The following is a 20,557-nucleotide window of genomic DNA, read 5'->3' on the forward strand; positions in this document are numbered from 1 at the left end:
GCCGCGACCGATCCCCCCTGGCAAGCCGGCCTATGGACGTTATGCTGACGTTGAATTTCAGAATGACCAGGAAAACGTCATGCCAAAGCCCGTTCTGCTCATCACGCGCAAGCTTCCCGAAGCCATCGAGGCCCGGGCCGCCCAGGATTTCGATGCGCGGCTGAACACGAAGGACGATCCCTGGTTCCGCAGCGGGGCCGAGATCGCCAAGCGCGCCAATGAGGCGAAGGCCGAGGGCGTGCTGATCGCCGCCGGCGACCCGATGAACGCCGAGGCCATCGCGGCCCTGCCCGCCTCGGTGAAGATCATCACGACCTTCAGCGTGGGTTACGACCACATCGACGTGAAGGCGGCCAAGGCGCGCGGCATCACGGTGACCAACACGCCGGACGTGCTGAGCTTCGCCACCGCCGAGACGGCCATGACGCTCATGCTGATGGCGGCGCGCCGCGCCGGTGAGGGCGAGCGCCTTGTCCGCGCCGGCAAGTGGGAAGGTTGGGCGCCGACCCAGCTCATGGGCGTGACGCTCGAGAAGAAGAAGCTGGGCATCCTCGGCATGGGCCGCATCGGGCGCGAGCTGGCGCAGATGGCGCGCGGCTTCTCGATGGAGATCCACTATCGCGACATCAACAAGCTGCCGCCGGAGCTGGAGCTCGGCGCCGTCTATCACGACGACGACGACAAGTTCCTTTCCACGATCGACGTGATCTCCATGCACGTCCCGGGCGGCGATGCGACGCGCAAGTGGCTGAACGCGGAGCGGCTGGCCAAGATGAAGAAGGGCAGCCTGGTCGTGAATTCCGGCCGCGGCGGCAGCGTGGATGACGAGGCGCTGATCGCGGCCCTCGCCTCCGGCCATATCCGCGCCGCGGGCCTCGACGTCTATGACGGCGAGCCGGTCGTGAACCCCGGCTATTTCAAGCTGGAGAACGTGGCCCTGCTGCCGCATCTGGGCAGCGCCACCATCGAGACGCGCGACGCCATGGGCCGCCGCGCGCTGGACAACCTCTTCGCGCTGCTGGTCGAGGGCAAGGAGCCCCCGCACGCCGTCAAGTAAGCGACCGGGAAGGCCGGCCCACGCAGGGGCCGGCCTTTTCCATCATTGCTGCCGGGCGCCCGAGCGCCGGACCACCTCGGCCCAATGCGGGATATCGGCGGCGAGACGCGCGCGCATCTCCTCCGGGCCACCCAGCATCATCGTAAAGCCCATGCCTTCCAGGCGCGCCCGTATCTCGGGCGTGTCCGTCACCTTGCGGATGGCGGCGTGCAGGCGGTCGATGATGGGACGAGGCGTCGCGGCGGCCACCACCACGCCGTACCAGGTGGTGCTGACGAAGCCCGGCATGTCGCAGGCCTCCGCGATGGTCGGAATCTCGGGAAGGCTCGGCATCCGCTGGGCGGAGGTGATGCCCAGCAGCCGCACCCGGCCGTTCCGCCAGTCATCCAGCACGGGGCCGGACTGGTAGAAGAAGAGGTCCGCATCGCCCTGGTAGAGCGCGGTCATCGCGAAGGGGCCGCCCCGATAGGGCACATGCGTGACGTCGATATTGGCGGCGGTCGCGAACTGCGCGGCGGCGAGATGCGTCGAGGCGCCGATGCCGCTGCTGGCATAGTTCAGGCGGCCGGGCGCCGCCCGCGCGGCGGAAATCAACGCCTGGCAATTGGTGAACTGCGGCCGCTTCTCGGCGCTCACCACCAGCACGTTCGGGGCCTCGAAGAGCGTCATGACCGGCGCCAGATCCGTCTGGGTGTCGATCGGCATCGAGGGCATCACGGCCCGGTTGATGGCCAGCATGGCCGAGGTCGCGGCCAGGACCACCGTGCCGTCGGGTGCCGCCCTCGCCGTCGCCTCGAGGGCGATGTTGCCCGAAGCGCCGGTGCGCGCCTCGACCGCCGTGGGCGACCCCAGCTCGGCGGCAAGGGGCTGCTGGATCAGCCGCCAGTAGATGTCGGCCTGCGTTCCGGCAGGAAAGCCGCCCATCAGCAGGATGGGCCGCCCGCCAGTCATGGAGGGCTGAGGCTGCGCCAGAGCGGCGTGACCGGCCATGAGGCCGGCCATCGTGGCAACAAGAAGTGGAATTCGCATCGACCTAAGGCTCCCAGACCGTTTCTTCGCCGGTTATGAAAGTCGTTTCCCGCTTCTTTCTACACGAAGACTGCCGCCGCGCTCTTCCTTTCTTCCTGGTCGGCCCGCCTCAGTTGCCGGGATGACTTTCGCCATCGCCGGGCAGCCCGGCCGTCGTGGCCGCCGACGCGGCGCCCTTCAGCGTGGCGATCTCCGCCTCCAGGGCCGCGACGCGGATTTCCAGCGCCTCGGCCTGGGTCCGTGCCCGCCGCGCCACTTCCATCACCGCTTCGAGATCCTCGGCGCGCGCCAGCTCCAGCTTGCGAACGATCGCCTCGGTCTGGGCCTTGGCCATGGCCTCCATCTCCGCGCGCAGGCCGCTCAGCAGGGAAAAGGCGCCCCCGGCGACCCCTGCCAGATCGTCCAGCCGCTGCCTGCCATCCTTGAACATCTGAACTCTCCTTGCTGCATGCGCCCCGGCGATATAACGGGCACATATGATCCTCGTCACCGGCGGCGCCGGATTCATCGGCTCGAACCTTGTCGCAGCTCTCACCGCCCGTGGCGATGAGGTGGTGGTTCTGGACGAGCTCGGCAACGAGGAGAAGTGGCGCAACCTCTCCGAAGCCGTGCTGGCCGGGCTGCTGCCGCCCTCTGGCCTCGACGCGGCACTCGCGATGCGCCCGCGGGCGATCGTGCATATGGGCGCCATCAGCGCGACCACCGTCCGAGACGGCGACCTCGTGGCCGAGACCAACTTCACCCTCTCGCTGAAGCTCTGGGACTGGTGCGCGGCGCAGGGTGTCCCCTTCATCTACGCCTCCTCGGCCGCCACCTATGGCGACGGCGACAAGGGCTTCGTGGACGAGGAGACGCCCGAGGAGCTCGCGCGGCTGCAACCGCTGAACCTCTATGGCTGGTCCAAGCACCTCTTCGACCGCCGGGTGGCGCAGATGCTCCAGCTCGGCCGGCCGCGCCCGCCGCAATGGGCCGGGCTGAAGTTCTTCAACGTCTACGGGCCCCGCGAAGGCCATAAGGGCCGCATGGCGAGCGTCGCCCTGCACAAGTATCGCGAGATCCTGTCCGGCCAACCCGCCCGCCTCTTCGCCTCCGACCGCGAGGGCGTGGCCGATGGCATGCAGTCGCGCGATTTCGTGAACGTGAACGACTGCGTGAACGTGATGCTCTGGCTGCTGGACAATCCCGGTGTCTCGGGCCTGTTCAACTGCGGCAGCGGCCAGGCGCGCAGCTTCCTGGACCTGACCAAGGCGGTCTACGCCGCGCTCGAGGTGCCCGAGCGCATCGAATTCATGCCCATGCCCGAGGATCTGCGCGGCAAGTACCAGTACTTCACCGAGGCACCGATGGCGAAGCTGCGCCAGGCCGGCTACCCCCACCCGCCGACGCCGCTCGAAAAGGGCGTCGGCGACTACGTGGCCTGGCTGCGCGCGAATGCCTGATCGGCATCGTTGACCGGCCGATTCACGCCTCCGGGCTACGCCCTGTGGCGATCGGTCGTTACCGTCCTTTGAAGACCGGCTTCCGCTTCTCGTTGAAGCTGCGGATGCCCTCGATCCGGTCTTCCGTCGGCACCATGCGGTTATAGGCCTCGATCTCGAAGCGCATGCCGCTGCGCAGGTCCATCTGCAGCCCGTAATGGATGCTGCGCTTGGCCTGCCGCACCGAGATGGGGGCGTTGCCGGCGATGCGCTCGGCCGTGGCGAGCGCGGCCGGCAGCAGTTCCTCGGCCGAGTAGACGGCGTTCAGGATGCCCCAGTCCAGCGCCTGCTGGGCGTTGAAGGGCGTGCCGGTCAGGATGATCTCCTTCGCGCGCCGCTCGCCCACGATGCGCGGCAGGGTCTGGGTGCCGCCGGCGCCGGGCATGATGCCGATCGTCACCTCGGTCAGCGCGAAGCGGGCCGTGTCCACGCCATAGGCGAAGTCCGAAGACAGGACCATTTCCAGCCCGCCCGCATAGGCATGGCCGTTCACGGCGGCGATCACCGGCACCGGGCAGTCCAGCAACGCCTGGAAGGCCCGCTCGAAGATCTCATGCTGGGCGACCCATTGCGCATCGGTCATGCCGTTGCGCTCCTTCAGGTCGCCACCAGCGCAGAAGACGCGCCCGCCGGTGGCGGTGAAGACGACGCAGCGGATGTCGCCGGGCTCGGCGGTCAGCGTGGTCCAGAGCGCCAGCAGGTCGCGCCCCATCTGCGTGTTCAGCGCATTCGCGACCTCAGGGCGATTGAGCCGCGCCACCAGCACATGCGGCGAAGGGGTTTCGAGGGCGATGGTCTCGAAGCTCGGAAGCGGGTTCATCGAGGATTATTCTCTCCCATAGGTAGATATGACCGGTTGGCGAACGAGCGCCGATCCCGCAATCTCCCCCGCAAGGCCGTGGCTCACAATCCATGGCATCGGGAGAGAGACCATGTTCCAACGTCGTGGCCTGCTGGCCGCCCCCTTCCTTCTTGGCGCGGCGCCGGCCGCGCTGGCGCAGAGCGGTGCCTTCCCGCAGCGCCCCGTCCGGGTCGTGATCCCCTGGCCGCCGGGCCAGGCCACCGACCTCGCCGCGCGAATCGTCATGCAGCGCCTGTCGGAGACGATGGGCCAGGCCTTCGTCGCCGAGAACCGGGCCGGTGCCGGCGGCATGATCGGCACCGACGTCGCCGCCAAATCCCCGCCCGACGGATATACCCTGCTGGCCGGCTCGACGGGCCCGATCGTCACCTCCCCGCTCGTCCAGCGCACGCCCTATGACACCACCCGGGACTTCACCTATCTCGGCATCACCGGGCTTTCTTCCTACCTGCTGGTCGTCGAGCCGAACTTCCCGGCCCGGACGGCGGCGGAATTCGTCGCGCTGGTGCGCGCCAATCCCGGCAAATACACCTTCTCCTCCTCCGGCACCGGGGCAACGGCCCATGTCATCGCCGCCTGGTTCAACGCCCTCGCGGGCCTCGACGTGGTGCATGTCCCCTTCGCCGGCAGCGGCCCGGCGCTGACGGCGGTGGCCGGCGGCCATGTGAACTTCTCGGTCGAGACCCTGGCCGGGACCGGCCCGCTGATCCGCAACGGCCAGCTTCGCGCGCTGGGCATTTCGCTCAAGGACGGCTCGGTGCTCGCGCCGGACGTGCCGCCGCTGGCCCGCCTGCCGGGCTGCGAGAACTTCGATGCCGGCGCCTGGATCGGACTGATGGGCCCGGCCGGCCTTCCACGGCCCGTCATCGAGCGGATCGACACCGAGATCGGCAACGCGATGCGGCAGCAGGAAGTGCGCGACCGGATGGCCGCGGCCGGCCTGGAGCCGCAGCACCACAGCGCGGCAGCGATGGACCAGTACGTCCTTCGCCAGCAGGCCGCCTTCAGGGACGCGATCCAGCGCGCCAATATCCGCATCGAGGGCTGAGACGGGTTCCCCGGGGCGCCTCGCCTCGGGCCCGAAGGGAGGAAACGATGCTTCGCCGCCATTTCCTGGTCGCCGGGGGGCTGCTGGCCGCCCCGCGCTTCGCCCATGCCGCCGGCGTCTCCCTCCATGTCATGACTTCGGGCGCCTTCACGGCGCCCTATCGGCTTCTCGGGCCGAGCTTCGAGGCGGCTTCGGGAAACAAGCTCGAATCCGCCTATGGCGCCTCCATGGGCAATGCGCCCGACGCCATCCCGCAGCGCCTTTCGCGCGGCGAGCCGGCCGACGTGGTCATCCTCGCCCGCGAGGCGCTGGATGCGCTGGTGCGGAACGGCCAGGTCCGGCCGGGCAGCGAGGTGGATCTCGTGGAATCGCGCATCGCCCTGGCCGTGCGTGCCGGCACGCCGCATCCGCGCATCGGCACCGTCGAGGAGTTTCGCCAAGCGATGCTGAACGCGCGCAGCATCGGCTATTCGGCCAGCGCCAGCGGCGTCTACTTCGCGACCGAGCTGCTGCAGCGCCTCGGCATCGCCGACCAGGTCCTGCCAAAGACCCGCCGCATCCTGAGCGAGCGCGTGGGCAGCGTCGTGGCCCGCGGCGAGCTGGAGCTCGGCCTGCAGCAGGTGAGCGAGCTGCTGCCCATCCCCGGCATCGAGATGGTGGGGCCCCTGCCCGACCCGATCCAGCGCGTGACCACCTTCTCGGCCGGGATCGGCGCGCGCTCGGCCCAGCCCGAGGCAGCGCGGGCGCTGATCGCCTTCTTCGCCTCGCCCGCCGCGCACGACGTCATCCGGCGAACGGGGCTGGACCCGGTGCGCCAGCCCGCCCTCGCCAACTGATCCTCAGCCCATATGGTGCAGGCCGCCATCGACATAGATGGTGTCGCCCGTCATGCCCGAGGCCGCGCCGCTGACCAGGAAGGCGACGACCCGCCCGACCTCGGCGATGTCCACCAGCCGCTGCGCCGGGGCGCGGGCGATGGCGCTATCCACCAGCTCGTCGAACTGGGCGATCCCGCTCGCCGCCCGCGTGCGCAGCGGGCCCGGAGAGACGGCGTAGACGCGGATATTCCGCGGCGCGAGCTCGTTCGCCGCATACCGCGTCGCGGCCTCCAGCGCCGCCTTCACCGGCCCCATCAGGTTGTAGTTGTCCACGACCTTGTCGGCGCCGTGATAACTCATGGTGATGAGCGACCCGCCCTCGGTCATCAGCGGCTCGGCCAGCTTCGCCATCCGCAGGAACGACCAGCAGGAGACCTGCATCGCCTGCGCGAAGCCTGGCCAGGAGCAGTCCACGACGCGGCCATGCAGGTCGTCGCGAGGCGCGTAGGCGATGGAATGCACGAGGAAGTCCAGCTTGCCCCATTTGTCTGCGATCGTGGCGAAGACCTCCTCCATCGCCCCTTCCCGCTCGACGTCGAGTGGAAGAAAAAGCGAGGCCTCGAGCGTCTCGGCCAGCGGGCGGACATAGGGCTCCGCCTTCTCGTTCAGGTAGGTGACGGCGAGTTCCGCGCCCAGGTTGCGCAGCGTGGCGGCGCAGCCATGGGCGATGCTGTGCCGGTTCGCGATGCCGACGACGAGGCCGCGCTTGCCCTTCAGCATGTCCCCCACGCGGTCTTCCGGCCGCCAGATGGTCGAAGGCGGGGTGGTCGGGCTCATGGCAAAGGCTCCTCGAAGAGAATGTGCAGATATCGCAGCGACGGCAGCGCGGGGATGATGTTGCGGTGACGCGGCTTAGCCCGGCCAGTCGGCCTCCAATACGGCGCCGGTCGAGGATTCGGTGATGAAGGCCTTGCCGTCGCGCAGCGCGATATTGGTCACCGTGGCCCCCCGGCACGACTTCAGCCGTGCCACCACCTCCCCTTGCGGGCTGAGCACGAAGACGCAGCCAAGCGAGGCGTGGCAAACCATCAGCCGGCCCTGCCCGTCCAGCGCCAGGCCGTCGGGTCCGCTGGTGCCATGGAAGCTCGCGAAGCGGCCGACCTTCGAGGTGGTGCCGTCGAGCAGCAGCGGCACGCGCCAGATGGAATTGTCGCGCGTCATGCCAACGAAGAGCACCTCCTCGTCGGCCGAGAGCGCCAGGCCATTGGGGCTCGGCCCATTGGCGATCAGCAGGTCGAGCCCACCATTGGCGCGCCAACGATAGACGCGCCCCGTCGGGTCGTGCAGGCCGGTCTGGCCCTGGTCGGTGAAGTAGAGATCGCCGTTCCGGGCGAAGACTAGGTCATTCGGTCCCTTGAAGCGCTCGCTGTTCCGGCGGGGGAGCGCCGGCGTGACGGCACCCGTCGCGAGGTCGAGAGCGAGGATGCCCTGCTTGTAGTCGGCGATGAACATCCGCCGGCCATCCGGATGCAGCGCGAGGCCATTGGGCTCACCGTCGTATTCTGCGACCGACGTCCACTCGCCCGGCGCGTCGAGCCGGAAGATGCGGCCGTGCGGGATGTCGGTAACATGGAGCCGCCCCTCCGCATCGAAGCACGGGCCTTCCAGGAAGCAGTCCACCGGATCGCCGCGCTTGTTGGCGCGCGACCAGTCGGTGACGACGGGGCGCCGCTGCGCGGGGGGCATCTCGGCGTGGAGGGTCGTGAGGGTTTCCATGAAGGAAAGCCTAACCGCATCAGCCGAAGGCGCCCACCTCTTCGCTGACCGCGGCCGAACAGCCGAGCACCAGCGCGAAGATCCGGCGCATGGGCTCGAAGATCTCCTCATGCTCGCGGGCATAGCTGGTGCGGCTGTCGCGCGTCGCGGGCTCATGGAAGTCGAGATGCGACACGGCATCCGGCGCCGCCGGGAAGACCTCGCCCAGGAGGTCGAGGGCCGGCGGGACGTCCAGGGCGAGGATACGCTGAATCACCGCCTCTCGCGTCACGCCATGCCGCGGGCTGAACTCCGGCACCTCGATGGCCAGCAGCCAGAGCCGGTGGATCAACGACAGCCGCAGCGCGTGCAGCAGCACCAGGCGCTCGGGCATCGCCGGCAGCTCCGGCCAGGCGGCGCGCAGCTCGAGATGATCGGCCTGGAGGCGCCGGAACATCCGCCAGAGCGGCGCCTGGAGGCCGAGCGCGTCCAGCGGCGAGGCGACGGCCAGCAGCTTCTCCCGCCGGCCCGGCCGCGCCGTGGCCGCTGCCCGGTCGAGCCAGGTTCCGGGATCGAGCGTGCCCACGACCGCCCGCACCACGCCGATGTCCGAGCATTCGGCGGCGCGGGCCGCCATGGCCAGAGCGCGTGCGAAGCGCGGCGACCTCTCGCGCAGTTCCGCGAAGAGCTCCGGATTGGCCGCCGCCGCGCGGCCGAGCCCGTGCAGCGAATTCGCCAGCCAGCCGACCTGATGCAGGATCGCATTGTTCGGGATGGCGCGCAGCTGCGAGGGATGGGTGATGCGCACCGGCCCGCCGAGATCCGACTGCCGTGCCGAGGGTCGCGAGCCGGTCTTCTCCAGAAGGCCCGGACCGAAACCGCCGAGCAGCGCGGCATAGCCGGGATCCTCGACCAGCTGGCCGAATTCGCGGCGCACCGTCGCGAAGAAATCGGCGCCGTAATCGGCCTCGGCATAGATGGGGTCGTTGGTGTCCTTGGGTCGGCGGAAGGCATGCTCGGCGATGCGCGCGATGGTGCATTGCGCCAGCGCCGCCGTGCCGAAGAGCAGATAGCCATCGCCGCCCTGGAAGCTGGATTCCTCGCGCACCGCGAAGCCGGCCTTGCTCAGCGCATGGCGGGCCTGGGGCGGGAAGAGATAGTCGAGGCGATCGGCCAGGCTCTGCGGATGGGCGCCCCGGCCGATGCTCTCGCCATGCGTGTCGAAGAGCACGAGCTCGATATCCGACATGCCGTGCCTCTTCAGGAGGTCGGCAAGGCGCAGCTTCAACCGCTCGATGAGGTAGGAGGCCGCCAGCTGCCCGACATATCGGCCGCTGTCGGAATAGCCGAATTGCAGGCAGAGGCGGCCGTGCTGACGCAGATAGTCGCGGAAATGCGGGCTGCGCAGCGCCTCGTCCAGCACACGCTCGCCGCGCTCCAACGCCGTCGCGGTCTCGAAGAGCGGCGAGATCTCGATATGGCGGTCGACGCCGAAGTGCCGGGCGAGCCAGAGCGCGGCCAGCAGCGTGTAGCCCGTCTCGGTCTCGGCGATCAGGAAGCGAATGGGGATGGAGCCGTCCACGTGCTTCACGATCTGGGCAATGCTCATCATCAGCTTCGCCGCCGAGGACTGCTCGGCGAAGAGGCCGCCGAAATCGACCGGCTGCGTCTCCATGCCCGTCAGCGCCGCGTTGATCTGCCCCAGCAGGCCGCGCCGCTGGGAGAGGTCGTCGGGCGAGGTGACGATCTCCAGCCGCTGGCGCATCGCATTGTGCAGCTGCGCCGCATTCAGCCGGAAATGCGTGTGCGCGAGCGAGAGGCCGTTCGCCACCAGCCCTGCCCGCGCGACGACGAGCGTCATCCGCGCCGCCTCATCCGGGGCCGCCGCCAGCGCTGCGTCGAAGAGCGGCAGCAGCGCCGAGAGATCGGTCATCGCCGCCTCCCGGTTCAGGACCATCTCGCCGGACAGCTTCTGGACCGATTCCGGATCGGGGCGTGACGGCACGGCCGCCGCCTGGCGGGCGACGGCTTCCAGCGCTTCCGCGAGGCGTGCGCGGAGGGGCTGGGCGATCTCGCCCAACGGCTCGACCTGGCCCGAAAGCCGCTCGAGCTGATAGCGCTTCATGTCGAGGCGCAGCCGCAGCGTGTCCCACCAGCCGATATCGGTGCGGCCATCCGTGTCATAGCCGACCCAGGAGGTCAGCACGACCGGCCGCGGCGCGACCAGGTGCCAGCGGTCCGGCCAGATGGCCTTCGCCGCGCTGAACAGCGCCTCGGCCAGGCGGTCCAGCGCATCGCGGCCGCGCAGGATGGCCGCATTGGCCTGGTTGAATTCCTCGCGCAGGTCCACCGGCGCCGGCCGGTGCGGCAGGCCGCGGGGCGGCGGCTCGCCGGTCGTGGCGGCCTCGGCCAGCTTCGCGCCCGTCGAAGCCGGCAGCGAAAAGGTCGGATGCGCGGTGAAGACGGCGGCGAAGCAGGTGCGCTCGACGGAGGATTTGAAGGCCGCGAAGGGGACCGGGCTGTCGAAGGGATCGGGGCGCACCAGCCGGGCAGCAACGGCTTCCAGCGCCCGTTCGGCCGGCGTGCCTGGTACGTGGCCGAGATAGGCCGCCAGCCGCCTCGCGCGCCCCGCGGCCGCGTCGTCCGACAGGTCCTGGACCAGGCCCTCCAGCCCGCCCATGTCCAGCGAGCCGTCATCCAGCCGCCGGCTGATGGCCAGCGCCAGCAGCAGGACCGGGTCGCCAAAGGGATCCTGCGACGAGGCAAGCCGCGCGGCCTGGAGCCGGGCCAGGAGGTCGTCGAGAAGCGAAGGCGGGGGCGTCGCATCGGGCATCCCGCGATGCTGCACCTGCGAAGAAATGGATGCCAGCGAAAACAACCGGCTGGTGGGCTAACCCCGGATCACCGCGCGGATCGCAAAGCTCGAATGGATCCGCGAGACGCCGGGCATGCGGCTGAGCTGTTCCTTGTGGATGCGCTCGTAATCCGCGGCATCGCGCGCCTCCACGCGCAGCAGGTAGTCGGCCACGCCGGTCATCAGGAAGCACTGCCGCACCTCCGGGCAGCGGCGCACCGCCTCCTCGAAACGGCGGAGGTGCTGGTCGGTCTGCCGGTCGAGGGTGATCTGCACGATGACGGTGACCAGCCCTGGCTCCGCCTGCTCCTCCAGCAGGACCGTGTAGCCGCGGATGACGCCGCGGCTTTCCATCAGTCGCAGGCGCCTCAGGCAGGCCGAGGAGGAAAGGCCCACGGCCTGGGCCAGCGCGGCATTGGTGATGCGCGCGTCCTCCCGCAGGTGGCGCAGCATGGCCAGGTCGATCTCGTCGAGTGCGTGCATCCGCTTATTTTGCGGTTTCTTCGCAGAATCTTGCAAGACAGGGCACGGAACTCGGCGAATCCGTCATTCTTCGCACGGAAACGCGCGATGCTGCGGCCCTATCCTCAAGCTTTCCCCTTCTGGAGTGTCTCCATGCGCATCGTGGTCCTGGGCAGCGGCGTGGTCGGCGTGACCAGCGCCTGGTACCTGGCGCGCGCCGGTCATGAGGTGACGGTGATCGACCGTCAGCCCGCCCCCGGCATGGAGACGAGCTTCGCCAATGCGGGCCAGGTCTCGCCCGGCTATTCGGCGCCCTGGGCCGGCCCCGGCGTACCGGTGAAGGCGGTCAAGTGGCTGCTGATGAAGCATCGCCCGCTGGTCATCCGCCCGCAGATCGATCTCGCCTTCTGCTCCTGGCTCGTGCGGATGCTCGCGAACTGCACCGAGGCCGCCTATGCCGTGAACAAGCGCCGCATGGTGCGCGTCGCGGAATACAGCCGCGACATGCTGCGTGACCTGCGGGCCGAGACCGATATTCAGTACGACCAGCGCATGCAGGGCACCCTGCAGCTCTTCCGCACGCAGAAGCAGCTGGACCATGTGGGCTCCGACACGGCCGTCCTCGAGAAGGAGGGCGTGCCCTACGAGCTGCTGGACGCCGCCGGCTGCGTCCGCGCCGAGCCCGCCCTCGCCCGCGTCCCCGGCAAGTTCCTGGGCGGACTGCGCCTACCGGGCGACGAGACGGGCGACGCGCATGTCTTCACCCAGAACCTCGCCAAGCTCGCGACGGCCGCTGGCGTCACCTTCCGCCAGGGCGTGACCGTACGGCGCCTCCTCACGGAGGGCGGCGCGATCAGCGGCATCGAGACCGACCAGGGCACCTTCACCGCCGATCGCTACGTGGTCGCGGCCGGCAGCTACTCCACCGCCCTGGTGAAGCCGCTGGGCATCTCGATCCCCGTCTATCCGGTCAAGGGCTACTCGATCACCGTTCCCATCACCAATCCGGAGGCCGCGCCGGTGTCGACCGTGATGGACGAGACCTACAAGGTCGCGATCACGCGCCTCGGCGACCGCATCCGCGTGGGCGGCACGGCCGAGCTCTCGGGCTTCTCGCTCGCCCTGCGGCAGGCGCGACGCGACACGCTGGAATATTCGGTGGGCGACCTCTTCCCCCAGGGCGGCGACATCCCCCGCGCCACCTTCTGGACCGGGCTGCGGCCGATGACGCCGGACGGCACGCCGATCATCGGCGCGACGAAGTACCCGAACCTGTTCCTCAACACCGGCCATGGCACCTTGGGCTGGACCATGGCCTGCGGCTCCGGCCGCGTCCTGGCCGATCTCGTCTCCGGCCAGAAGCCGGAAATCGAGACGGCCGACCTCGCGGTGTCCCGCTACGGCTGAGCCTTCCCGCAGGCGCCGGCCTGCCAGCGCGCGCCATCCGTGCCAGGATGGGCGCGCATGACCGAGCCCCTCGCCGTCCGCAGCCGCAACGTCGCCTCGCTGCGCATGATCCTGCCCTATCTCAGACCCTATACGGGGCGGGTGGTCGGCGCGGCGGTGGCCCTGCTACTGGCGGCCGGCCTGCTGCTGATGATCGGCCAGGGCGTACGGCACCTCGTCGACGAAGGCTTCTCCGAGGCCAGCCCCGAGGGCCTGAACCGCTCCGCGCTGCTGATGTTCGCCGTCGTGGCGGCGCTGGCGGTCACTTCCTCGGCGCGCTTCTACCTCGTCTCGTGGCTGGGCGAGCGCGTGGGCGCGGATCTCCGCCGCACCGTCTATGACCATGTGCTGAGCCTCTCGCCCGCCTATTTCGAGACGGCCCGCACGGGCGACATCCTGAGCCGCATGACGGCCGATGTCGGGCTGCTGCAATCGCTCATCGGTTCGGCCATCTCCATGGGGCTGCGCTCGGCCCTGACGGCGGCCGGGGCGCTGGCGATGCTGGTGATGACAAGCCCGCGCCTTGCCGGCGTCGTCGTCGTCATCCTGCCCTTCGTGCTCGTTCCCCTGATCCTCTTCGGCCGGCGGGAGCGCCGCCTCTCCCGCACCGCGCAGGAGCGCATCGCCGACCTCGCCGCGACGGCGGAGGAGACGCTGAACGGCCTGCGCGTCGTGCAGGCCTTCACCCACGAGCCCAGCGAGCGCCGGCGCTATTCGGCACAGGTGGAGGAATCGGTCGCGGCCGCGCTGCGCCGCGTGGGCTCCCGGGCCGTGCTGATCCTGAGCGTCGTGCTGCTGGGCTTCGGCGCCATCACGCTCAGCCTCTGGATCGGCGGCCACGACGTCATCAGCGGGCGCATGTCCGGCGGCGAGCTTTCCGCCTTCGTCTTCTATGCCGTGCTGCTGGCCAATAACGGCGCGATGATGAGCGAGCTCTGGGGCGAGATCCAGCGGGCCGCCGCGGCGGCCGACCGCCTCGTCGAGGTGATCGAGACAAGGCCCTCCATCACCGCGCCGCCCAGCCCTGCCCTCCTGCCTCGGCAGCCGCAGGGACGCTTCGCCTTCGAGGAGGTGACCTTCCACTACCCGACCCGTCCCGATACGCCGGCACTCGAGAAGTTCTCCCTGAGCGTGGAGCCGGGTGAGACGGTCGCCCTGGTCGGCCCTTCGGGTGGCGGCAAGACGACGGTGCTGCAGCTGCTGCTGCGCTTCTACGACCCCACGGAAGGCCGCGTGACGATGGATGGCGTGGACATCCGCACGCTCGACCCCGCCGACCTCCGCCGCCGTCTCGGACTGGTTCCGCAGGAGCCGGTCATCTTCAGCGCGAGTGCCGCGGAGAACATCCGCTACGGCCGCCCCGACGCCTCCGAGGCCGAGGTCGAGGCTGCGGCCCGTGCGGCCTCGGCACATGACTTCATCGCCGCCCTGCCCCAGGGCTATGCGAGCCCGCTCGGTGCGCGCGGCGTCATGCTCTCCGGCGGTCAACGCCAGCGCGTCGCCATTGCCCGCGCCATCCTGCGCGACCCGCCGGTGCTGCTGCTGGACGAGGCCACCAGCGCGCTCGATGCGGAATCCGAGCAGGCGGTGCAGAAGGCGCTCGCGCATCTCTCACAGGACCGCACGACGCTGGTGATCGCGCATCGCCTGGCGACCGTGCGGCGTGCCGACCGGATCGTGGTGCTGGAGGCGGGGCGCATCACGGCCCAGGGCCGGCACGAGGACCTCGTCGCGCAGGGCGGGCTCTATGCCCGCCTGGCGACGCTGCAGTTCACGCTCGATCTGTAGCTGACGTCACGGCGCCCGCATGCGGACGCCCCGGAGCTCCAGATCCTCGCTGACCCGCATCTGGAACGCCGCCACCGTCTCCCGCACGCCGAACATCTGCGGCTCCTGGTGCAGCGGAATCAGCGGCAGCAGCTCGCGGAAGCGGGCCCAGTAGGCGCGCGAAAGCTCCTGGCGCTTCGCCGGATCCGTCTCCACGCCGATCTGCCCCAGCAGCTGCTCCATCCGGGGATCCGAGAAGCCCCCCCAGTTGAAGGACCCCTCGCCCAGCAATTCGCGGCCCGGATTGGTGATGTCGAAATTGCCCGCAGTCCAGCCCAGCATCCAGAACTGGAACTCCTTGTTCGCGCCGCGCTGCAGGAAGCGGCCCAGGGGCATCGCGTCCAGCCGCGCCTGGATGCCGACGCGCTGGAGCATGGCGACCACGGACTGGCAGATCGCCTCGTCGTTCACGTAGCGGTTGTTGGGACAACCGAGCGTGAGCCGGAAATTGGCCACGCCGGCCTCTGCCAGCAGGCGGCGCGACGCCGGCGGATCGAAGCGCAGCCGCTCATTGGCCGCCGGGTCGAAGCCGGTCACCGCCGGCCCGATCGGCAGGCCGGAGGCGGTGGTGGAGTTGCGCAGCACCACCCGGCCGATCGTCTCCATGTCGATCGCCTGGTACATGGCCCGGCGGACGCGCACGTCCCGCATCGGATTGGGCGTGCCCGGCTGGTCGAGGAGCTCGGCCCGCGCCACGTCCATGCCGAGGTAGATGGTGCGCGCGGTGGCCCCCTGCATGAGCCGGATGCCCGGCGTGCTCTGGATGCGCGGAATGTCCTGCAGCGGCACGTGGTACATCAGGTCGAGCTCGCGCGAGAGCAGCGCCGCCACGCGCGTCGGTGCGCTGGCGACAGGCCGGAAGACCGCGCGGGTGATGCCCGTATTGTAGTTCTCGCGGTAGTCGGGGTTGGGAACGAGCACGGTGCGCTCGTCGGGCAGCCGCTCCAGGATCCGGAAAGGGCCGGTCCCGTTGGCGTTCCGCTGCACGAAGGTGGAAGTGGCACCCGGCTGGCCGGACCGCGCCACCGCGAAGGCATTATTGGCCTCGATCCAATCCCGGCTCATGACGAAGAAGAGCGTCAGATCCTGCAGCAGAACCGGATTGGGCCCGCGCGTCTCGAGCTCGAGCGTGTGGTCGTCCACCACGCGCGCGGCGGCGACGGACTGGACCGTGTAGGCCATGTCGTTCTGCCGCACCCGCTCCAGGCTATGAACCACGTCGGCGGCCGTGAAGGCTTCGCCGCCGTGGAAGCGCACGCCATGGCGCAGATGGAAGCGCCAGACGGTCGGGCTCGTCATCTCCCACCGCTCGGCCAGCGCGGGCGCCAGCGAGCCATCGGCCTCCCGGCGGACCAGGGGCTCGTAGATGTTGCTCTTCATGGCGTTGGTCACGCCATGGTTGTTGGCATGCGGGTCGAGGCCGAGGATGTCGTTCGCCGTGGACCAGGTGAAGGTCGTCGCGCCGGCGGAGGCCATCGCGCCGGCAAGGGTCAGCGCGACGAGGCCCGCGCGGGCGGCGCGGGCAGTCCGGAACCACATGTCATTCTCCGAAGGATGGGCCCCAAAGAATGACAATCCGGCAAGGTCAGTGTCCAGCCCTACCGCTGCGGGTCAGATCTCCGTCCAGCGCCGCAGCAGATTGTGGTAGCCGCCGGTCAGCGTCAGCACGCTGGGATGATTGTCGGGGAGCTCCTGGCGGAGCCGGATGATCGCGAGGTCCATCTCGTGGAGGAAGCTCCGCTGCCCGTCATCCTTCACCATCGACTGCGACCAGAAGAAGCAGGACCAGCGGCTGCCGCGCGTGATCTCTGTCACATGGTGCAGGCTCGTCGCCGGATAGACCACCATGGAGCCCGCCTCGAGCTTCACCGTCTGGCTGCCGTAGGTGTCCTCGACCACCAGCTCGCCGCCATCATATTCCGAGGGATCGGTGAGAAAGAGCGTGGAGGAGATGTCGGCCCGCATGCGGAAGCCGCCGGCGTTCGGGACCACGCGGATGGCATTGTCCACATGCGCGCCGAACTTCATGCCGAGGTCATAGCGGTTGAACATCGGCGGATAGACGCGGAAGGGCAGCGCGGCCGAGGTGAACATGGCGTTGCGGCCAAGGGCGCGCAGGACGACGTCGCCGAGCTCGCGTGCCGCCGGGCTGGCCTCGGGTATCTGCAGGTTGAACTTCACCTGGGCGGATTGCTCGCCCGCGGTGGCGCGACCATCGGCCCAGGCGGCGGCCTCGAGGATCTGCCGGCAATGCGCGACCTCTTCCCGCGAGAGAACTTGGGGGATCGTGACGAGCATCCGTGACTTCCTCTGTGGCTGGCCCGACCAGGCGCCCCAGTCTACGCCAGGAAGGTCCCATTTACAGGGGGCCGCCATGGTGCGGGATATCCCCCCACGCCCGGATACGGCCGGGGCTAGTTCTGCCCGAGCGCGTCGAGGGCCGATGCCAACCCGTTCGGCGAGAATGGCAGCGTCGTCTCGCGCCGCGCGGAATCGGCGAAGATCAGGCGCCCCGGTTCAGTCTGGGCCCGGAGCTGCGCGATCAGCGGAGCCGTCACCTCGACATCGGCCAGGCAGCCGCCGGCAAAGCAACGGCGCCAGGCCAGCTCCATCAAGGGATCGGTTCCGCTGGGCGGCATGAGGCGCGGCAGCGCTTCCAGCGAAAGGTTCGGCATCACGACGAAGGTCAGGCGCAGGGCCTCCCCCGCCGCCGGACGCCCGATCGCGAATTGCGCGACGGGCCGGCCGGAGGAAAGCAGGGTCTGCCCGATCTCGCAGGTTTGCGGCTGCCCTTCCGGGCGCTGGCATCGGAGCGTCCAGTCGCCGAAGCTGGCGGTGGTGCTCTGCGGTTCGGCGGGTGTCGTCGCCGCCGGCGCCGGCCTGGATGGCGTGGGCCGCTGGGCCAGGGCCGGGCTGATGAAGGTCGCCGCCAGGGTGACCGCGAGAATGGCGCGCATCGCCACAGGAACCGATGCCGCCGAAGCGAGGGGCGGGCAGCAGGATGACAAGGACATCGGCACGGCCTTCTGAGGGAGCGCACGCAGCCTGCCACAACCGCCGCTGTGCGCCAGCCGACGGATTTGGACCGGGCATTGGCGGTCACGGGCAGCAGCGGCTGGGTGTCCGCCGCTCCGCCTTATCCGTCGGTCGACAGGCCCCCGGTGTAGCTGCGCAGCCGCGGCGGCGCGCCCAGAGGCAGGCCCCGCGCCCGCTCTCCCGTCTCGGCGAAGATCCAGGCCCCGCGCAGACTGATCCGGCAAGGCGCACCACGATCCAGCTGATCGGCGCCGGGGGCCGTCTCGGCCTCCAGGCTGCGGCCACCCACCTCGACCAGCAGCCGGGTGCCCCCGCCCCCGAGGCGCGCACGGACCACCGCGCTCACACCGGCTTCGGCCCGGACGTCGGCAGGCCGGACGAAGGCATGGGCAGGCCCATCCGGAAGAGCCGCATGCAAGAGATCAAAGCCAGGCTCGGCGAAGCGGGCGATGCCGCTCTCGACGATGCAGGGTATGCGCGTCGCCTCGCCCACGAAGCCGGCGACGAAAGCACTGGCCGGCGCATCCAGCAGGTCTCGCGGCGAAGCGAATTGCGCGATCCTGCCGCGGTCCATGACGGCGATGCGGTCAGCCATCTCCATCGCCTCCTCCTGATCGTGGGTGACCAGGAGCGAGGTGATGCCCAGCTGTTCGTGCAGCCCCCGCAGCCAGCGGCGCACATCCTTCCGGACGACGGCATCGAGCGCGCCGAAGGGCTCGTCCAGCAGCAGCAGCTCCGGCTCGATCGCCAGTGCGCGCGCCAAAGCCGCGCGCTGCCGCTGGCCACCTGAAATCTGCTCGGGATATCGGTTCGCCAGGTCAGGGATCTGCACGAGCTCGAGCAGCCGAAGTACGCGCGCCTTGAGCTCCGCCTCGTAGGGCCGTTCCGCGCGTGGCCGGACGCGCAGGCCGAAGGCCACATTCTCGAAGACCGTCATGTGACGGAACAGGGCGTAGTTCTGGAAAACGACACCGATCCGGCGATGGCGGGCCGGCACGCCGGCCATGTCCCGGCCGCCGATCCGCACCGTCCCCGCATCCGCCGTATCGAGGCCCGCCAGGATGCGCAGCAGCGTCGTCTTGCCCGAGCCGGAAGGGCCCAGCAGCGCGACGAATTCGCCCGGCTGCAGCCGAACCGAAATGCCCTGGAGCGCCGCCATCGGCCCGAAGCGGCGTTCGACGTCCTTCGCCTCGACGGTCATCGTCCCTCCCGCATCCGGCAGCCCGAGACGCGCTCCAGTGCCGTTTTGGCCAGAAGCGTCACCACGCCCAGCAAGGCCAGCGCCGCCGCAACCGCGAAGGCGCCGGCGAACTGATATTCGTTGTAGAGGATCTCAACATGCAAGGGCATGGTATTGGTCTCCCCCCGGATATGGCCGGACACCACCGATACGGCTCCGAACTCACCCATGGCCCGCGCGTTGCAGAGCAGCACGCCGGCCAGCAGGGCCCATTTCACATTGGGCAGCGTCACGCGCACGAAGGTCTGCAGCCCGTTGGCGCCGAGCGTGGCGGCGGCTTCCTCCTCCTCCCGCCCCTGTTCCATCATCAGCGGCAGCACGGTGCGGGCGACGAAGGGAAAGGTGACGAAGACGGTCGCGAGCACGAGGCCGGGCAGCGCGAAGATGATCTGGATGTCGCGCGCCTGCAGCCAGGTGCCGAACCAACCCTGGGCGCCGAACATCAGCACGAAGACGAGGCCCGCGATCACCGGGGAGACCGAAAAGGGAAGTTCGATCAGCGTCACCATCAGGCGCTTTCCCGGGAAGTCATGCTTGGCGACGCACCAGGCGGCGGCGAGGCCACCCACCAGGTTCACGGGCACGGTGATGGCGGCGACGAGAAGCGTGAGGCGAATGGCCGCGATCGTGTCCGGGTCGGAAAGCGTTGACTGCACGACCGGCCAGCCGCGGCGCAGCGCCTCGACGAAGACGGCGGCGAGCGGCAGCCCCAGCAACAGCACCGCGACGGCAATGGCGGCGCCGCCGACGAGCCAGTCGATCCAGCGCGCATCCTGCCCCGCCCGCCGGAAGGCCCGCGCGCTCATTGCCGCCCCCGGCGCAGGCGGCGCTGCACGAGATTGAGCGCGAGCAGGATGGCAAAGGAGATCACCAGCATCGCCAAACCAACGGCGGCCGCACCGGCATAGTCGAACTGCTCCAGCCGGATGACGATGAGCAGCGGCGCGATCTCGCTCACCATCGGCAGGTTGCCCGCGATGAAGATCACACTGCCGTATTCACCGACCGCGCGGGCGAAGGCCAAAGCGAAGCCGGTGAGCAGCGCGGGCAGGAGCGCCGGCAGAACCACGCGGAGCAGCGTCTGCGGTCGCGTGGCGCCGAGCGTCGCCGCGGCCTCCTCGGCCTCGTCGCCCATGTCGCGCAGGACCGGCTCCACCGTGCGGACGATGAAGGGCAGCCCCACGAAGACCAGTGCCACCACCACCCCGGCGGGCGTGAAGGCCACCTTCCAGCCGAAGAGCTCGGCGAGCGGCGTCCCCAGCCAGCCATTCGGTGCGAAGAGGGCGGTCAGGGCGATGCCGGCGACGGCGGTGGGCAGGGCAAAGGGCAGATCCATCGCCGCGTCCAGCAAACCGCGCCCGGGAAAACGCAGGCGGACGAGCGCCCAGGCCAGCAACAACCCCAGCGGCAGGCAGATCGCCGCAGCCGCGAGCGCCGCCGAGAAGGAGAGCGTCAACGCGGCGACGACCCGCTCGTCGGCCAGGGACCGCCAGACGCCCATCACGCCGAGCTCCCAGGGCCGCAGCGCGAGGGCGGAGAGCGGGATGAGCACCACGATCCCCAGCCAGGCCAAAGTCACGCCCAGCGAAAGCCGGAAACCCGGGATGGCGGTATTGGCGGGCCGCCACCCCGTGAGCAGCATCGC

19 protein-coding genes are annotated in these 20,557 nt (G+C 69.7%); 6 read left to right on the plus strand and 13 right to left on the minus strand.

Annotated elements, in window-relative coordinates; genetic code table 11:
* Positions 1–79 precede the first annotated feature (79 nt).
* Positions 80–1,057 carry a 2-hydroxyacid dehydrogenase gene (locus KHU32_RS11930; protein WP_213670309.1) on the plus strand — a complete coding sequence of 326 codons (978 nt, stop codon included), beginning with the start codon at positions 80–82 and terminating at the stop codon, positions 1,055–1,057.
* A gap of 42 nt (positions 1,058–1,099) precedes the next feature.
* Here the strand turns inward: KHU32_RS11930 and KHU32_RS11935 are convergent, their stop codons facing one another.
* Both KHU32_RS11935 and KHU32_RS11940 read right to left on the minus strand, forming a co-directional pair.
* Entirely contained in the window at positions 1,100–2,047 is a 948-nt protein-coding gene (locus KHU32_RS11935; RefSeq protein ID WP_249680981.1) for a Bug family tripartite tricarboxylate transporter substrate binding protein, read from the minus strand.
* A gap of 148 nt (positions 2,048–2,195) precedes the next feature.
* Positions 2,196–2,516, minus strand: coding sequence for an accessory factor UbiK family protein (locus tag KHU32_RS11940; protein WP_213670311.1), 321 nt, complete (start codon positions 2,514–2,516; stop codon positions 2,196–2,198).
* Positions 2,517–2,562: 46 nt separating this feature from the next.
* On the opposite strand from KHU32_RS11940, the gene rfaD reads away from it, so the two are divergent.
* Entirely contained in the window at positions 2,563–3,525 is a 963-nt protein-coding gene (gene rfaD, locus KHU32_RS11945) for an ADP-glyceromanno-heptose 6-epimerase (RefSeq protein WP_213670312.1), read from the plus strand.
* Between the two features lie 58 nt (positions 3,526–3,583).
* Here rfaD and KHU32_RS11950 read toward each other — a convergent pair whose 3' ends face one another.
* Entirely contained in the window at positions 3,584–4,384 is an 801-nt protein-coding gene (locus KHU32_RS11950; protein ID WP_213670313.1) for an enoyl-CoA hydratase/isomerase family protein, read from the minus strand.
* Positions 4,385–4,496: 112 nt separating this feature from the next.
* On the opposite strand from KHU32_RS11950, the gene KHU32_RS11955 reads away from it, so the two are divergent.
* Entirely contained in the window at positions 4,497–5,474 is a 978-nt protein-coding gene (locus KHU32_RS11955) for a Bug family tripartite tricarboxylate transporter substrate binding protein (RefSeq protein ID WP_213670314.1), read from the plus strand.
* A gap of 47 nt (positions 5,475–5,521) precedes the next feature.
* On the plus strand, positions 5,522–6,310 hold the full coding sequence (locus tag KHU32_RS11960) for a substrate-binding domain-containing protein (protein WP_213670315.1): 789 nt from the start codon (positions 5,522–5,524) through the stop codon (positions 6,308–6,310).
* A gap of 3 nt (positions 6,311–6,313) precedes the next feature.
* On the opposite strand, the gene fabI is transcribed toward KHU32_RS11960, so the two are convergent.
* The 4 genes from fabI to KHU32_RS11980 form a co-directional block, all read right to left on the minus strand.
* Complete coding sequence (gene fabI, locus KHU32_RS11965; protein WP_249680982.1) at positions 6,314–7,129, minus strand: enoyl-ACP reductase FabI; 816 nt, start codon at positions 7,127–7,129, stop codon at positions 6,314–6,316.
* 75 nt (positions 7,130–7,204) lie between these two features.
* Complete coding sequence (locus tag KHU32_RS11970) at positions 7,205–8,068, minus strand: SMP-30/gluconolactonase/LRE family protein (RefSeq protein WP_213670316.1); 864 nt, start codon at positions 8,066–8,068, stop codon at positions 7,205–7,207.
* Between the two features lie 19 nt (positions 8,069–8,087).
* Entirely contained in the window at positions 8,088–10,880 is a 2,793-nt protein-coding gene (locus KHU32_RS11975; RefSeq protein ID WP_213670317.1) for a phosphoenolpyruvate carboxylase, read from the minus strand.
* Positions 10,881–10,937: 57 nt separating this feature from the next.
* On the minus strand, positions 10,938–11,384 hold the full coding sequence (locus tag KHU32_RS11980) for an Lrp/AsnC family transcriptional regulator (RefSeq protein WP_213670318.1): 447 nt from the start codon (positions 11,382–11,384) through the stop codon (positions 10,938–10,940).
* A 132-nt stretch (positions 11,385–11,516) separates the two neighbouring features.
* Between KHU32_RS11980 and KHU32_RS11985 the strand changes: the two genes are divergently transcribed.
* Both KHU32_RS11985 and KHU32_RS11990 read left to right on the plus strand, forming a co-directional pair.
* Entirely contained in the window at positions 11,517–12,770 is a 1,254-nt protein-coding gene (locus KHU32_RS11985) for a D-amino acid dehydrogenase (protein ID WP_213670319.1), read from the plus strand.
* A gap of 57 nt (positions 12,771–12,827) precedes the next feature.
* Positions 12,828–14,597 carry an ABC transporter transmembrane domain-containing protein gene (locus KHU32_RS11990; RefSeq protein ID WP_213670320.1) on the plus strand — a complete coding sequence of 590 codons (1,770 nt, stop codon included), beginning with the start codon at positions 12,828–12,830 and terminating at the stop codon, positions 14,595–14,597.
* Positions 14,598–14,603: 6 nt separating this feature from the next.
* On the opposite strand, the gene KHU32_RS11995 is transcribed toward KHU32_RS11990, so the two are convergent.
* The 6 genes from KHU32_RS11995 to cysT form a co-directional block, all read right to left on the minus strand.
* A complete protein-coding gene (locus tag KHU32_RS11995; RefSeq protein ID WP_213670321.1) occupies positions 14,604–16,175 on the minus strand; it encodes an ABC transporter substrate-binding protein in 1,572 nt (523 codons plus the stop codon).
* A 72-nt stretch (positions 16,176–16,247) separates the two neighbouring features.
* The gene (locus KHU32_RS12000; RefSeq protein ID WP_213670322.1) at positions 16,248–16,934 is read right to left on the minus strand and encodes a Fe2+-dependent dioxygenase; all 687 of its coding nucleotides are present in this window, start codon (positions 16,932–16,934) and stop codon (positions 16,248–16,250) included.
* Between the two features lie 116 nt (positions 16,935–17,050).
* Positions 17,051–17,593 carry an invasion associated locus B family protein gene (locus KHU32_RS12005; RefSeq protein WP_213670323.1) on the minus strand — a complete coding sequence of 181 codons (543 nt, stop codon included), beginning with the start codon at positions 17,591–17,593 and terminating at the stop codon, positions 17,051–17,053.
* A gap of 179 nt (positions 17,594–17,772) precedes the next feature.
* Positions 17,773–18,873, minus strand: coding sequence for a sulfate/molybdate ABC transporter ATP-binding protein (locus tag KHU32_RS12010; RefSeq protein WP_213670324.1), 1,101 nt, complete (start codon positions 18,871–18,873; stop codon positions 17,773–17,775).
* Positions 18,870–19,718: a sulfate ABC transporter permease subunit CysW gene (gene cysW, locus KHU32_RS12015; protein WP_213670325.1), complete on the minus strand. Its 849-nt coding sequence runs from the start codon at positions 19,716–19,718 to the stop codon at positions 18,870–18,872. Before cysW ends, KHU32_RS12010 begins: the two co-directional genes overlap by 4 nt.
* Positions 19,715–20,554 carry a sulfate ABC transporter permease subunit CysT gene (gene cysT, locus KHU32_RS12020; RefSeq protein WP_213670896.1) on the minus strand — a complete coding sequence of 280 codons (840 nt, stop codon included), beginning with the start codon at positions 20,552–20,554 and terminating at the stop codon, positions 19,715–19,717. The genes cysW and cysT overlap by 4 nt, the downstream gene beginning before the upstream one ends.
* Positions 20,555–20,557: the final 3 nt, after the last annotated feature.

This window comes from Roseococcus pinisoli (assembly GCF_018413645.1).
GTDB classification, from domain to species: Bacteria; Pseudomonadota; Alphaproteobacteria; order Acetobacterales; family Acetobacteraceae; genus Roseococcus; species Roseococcus pinisoli.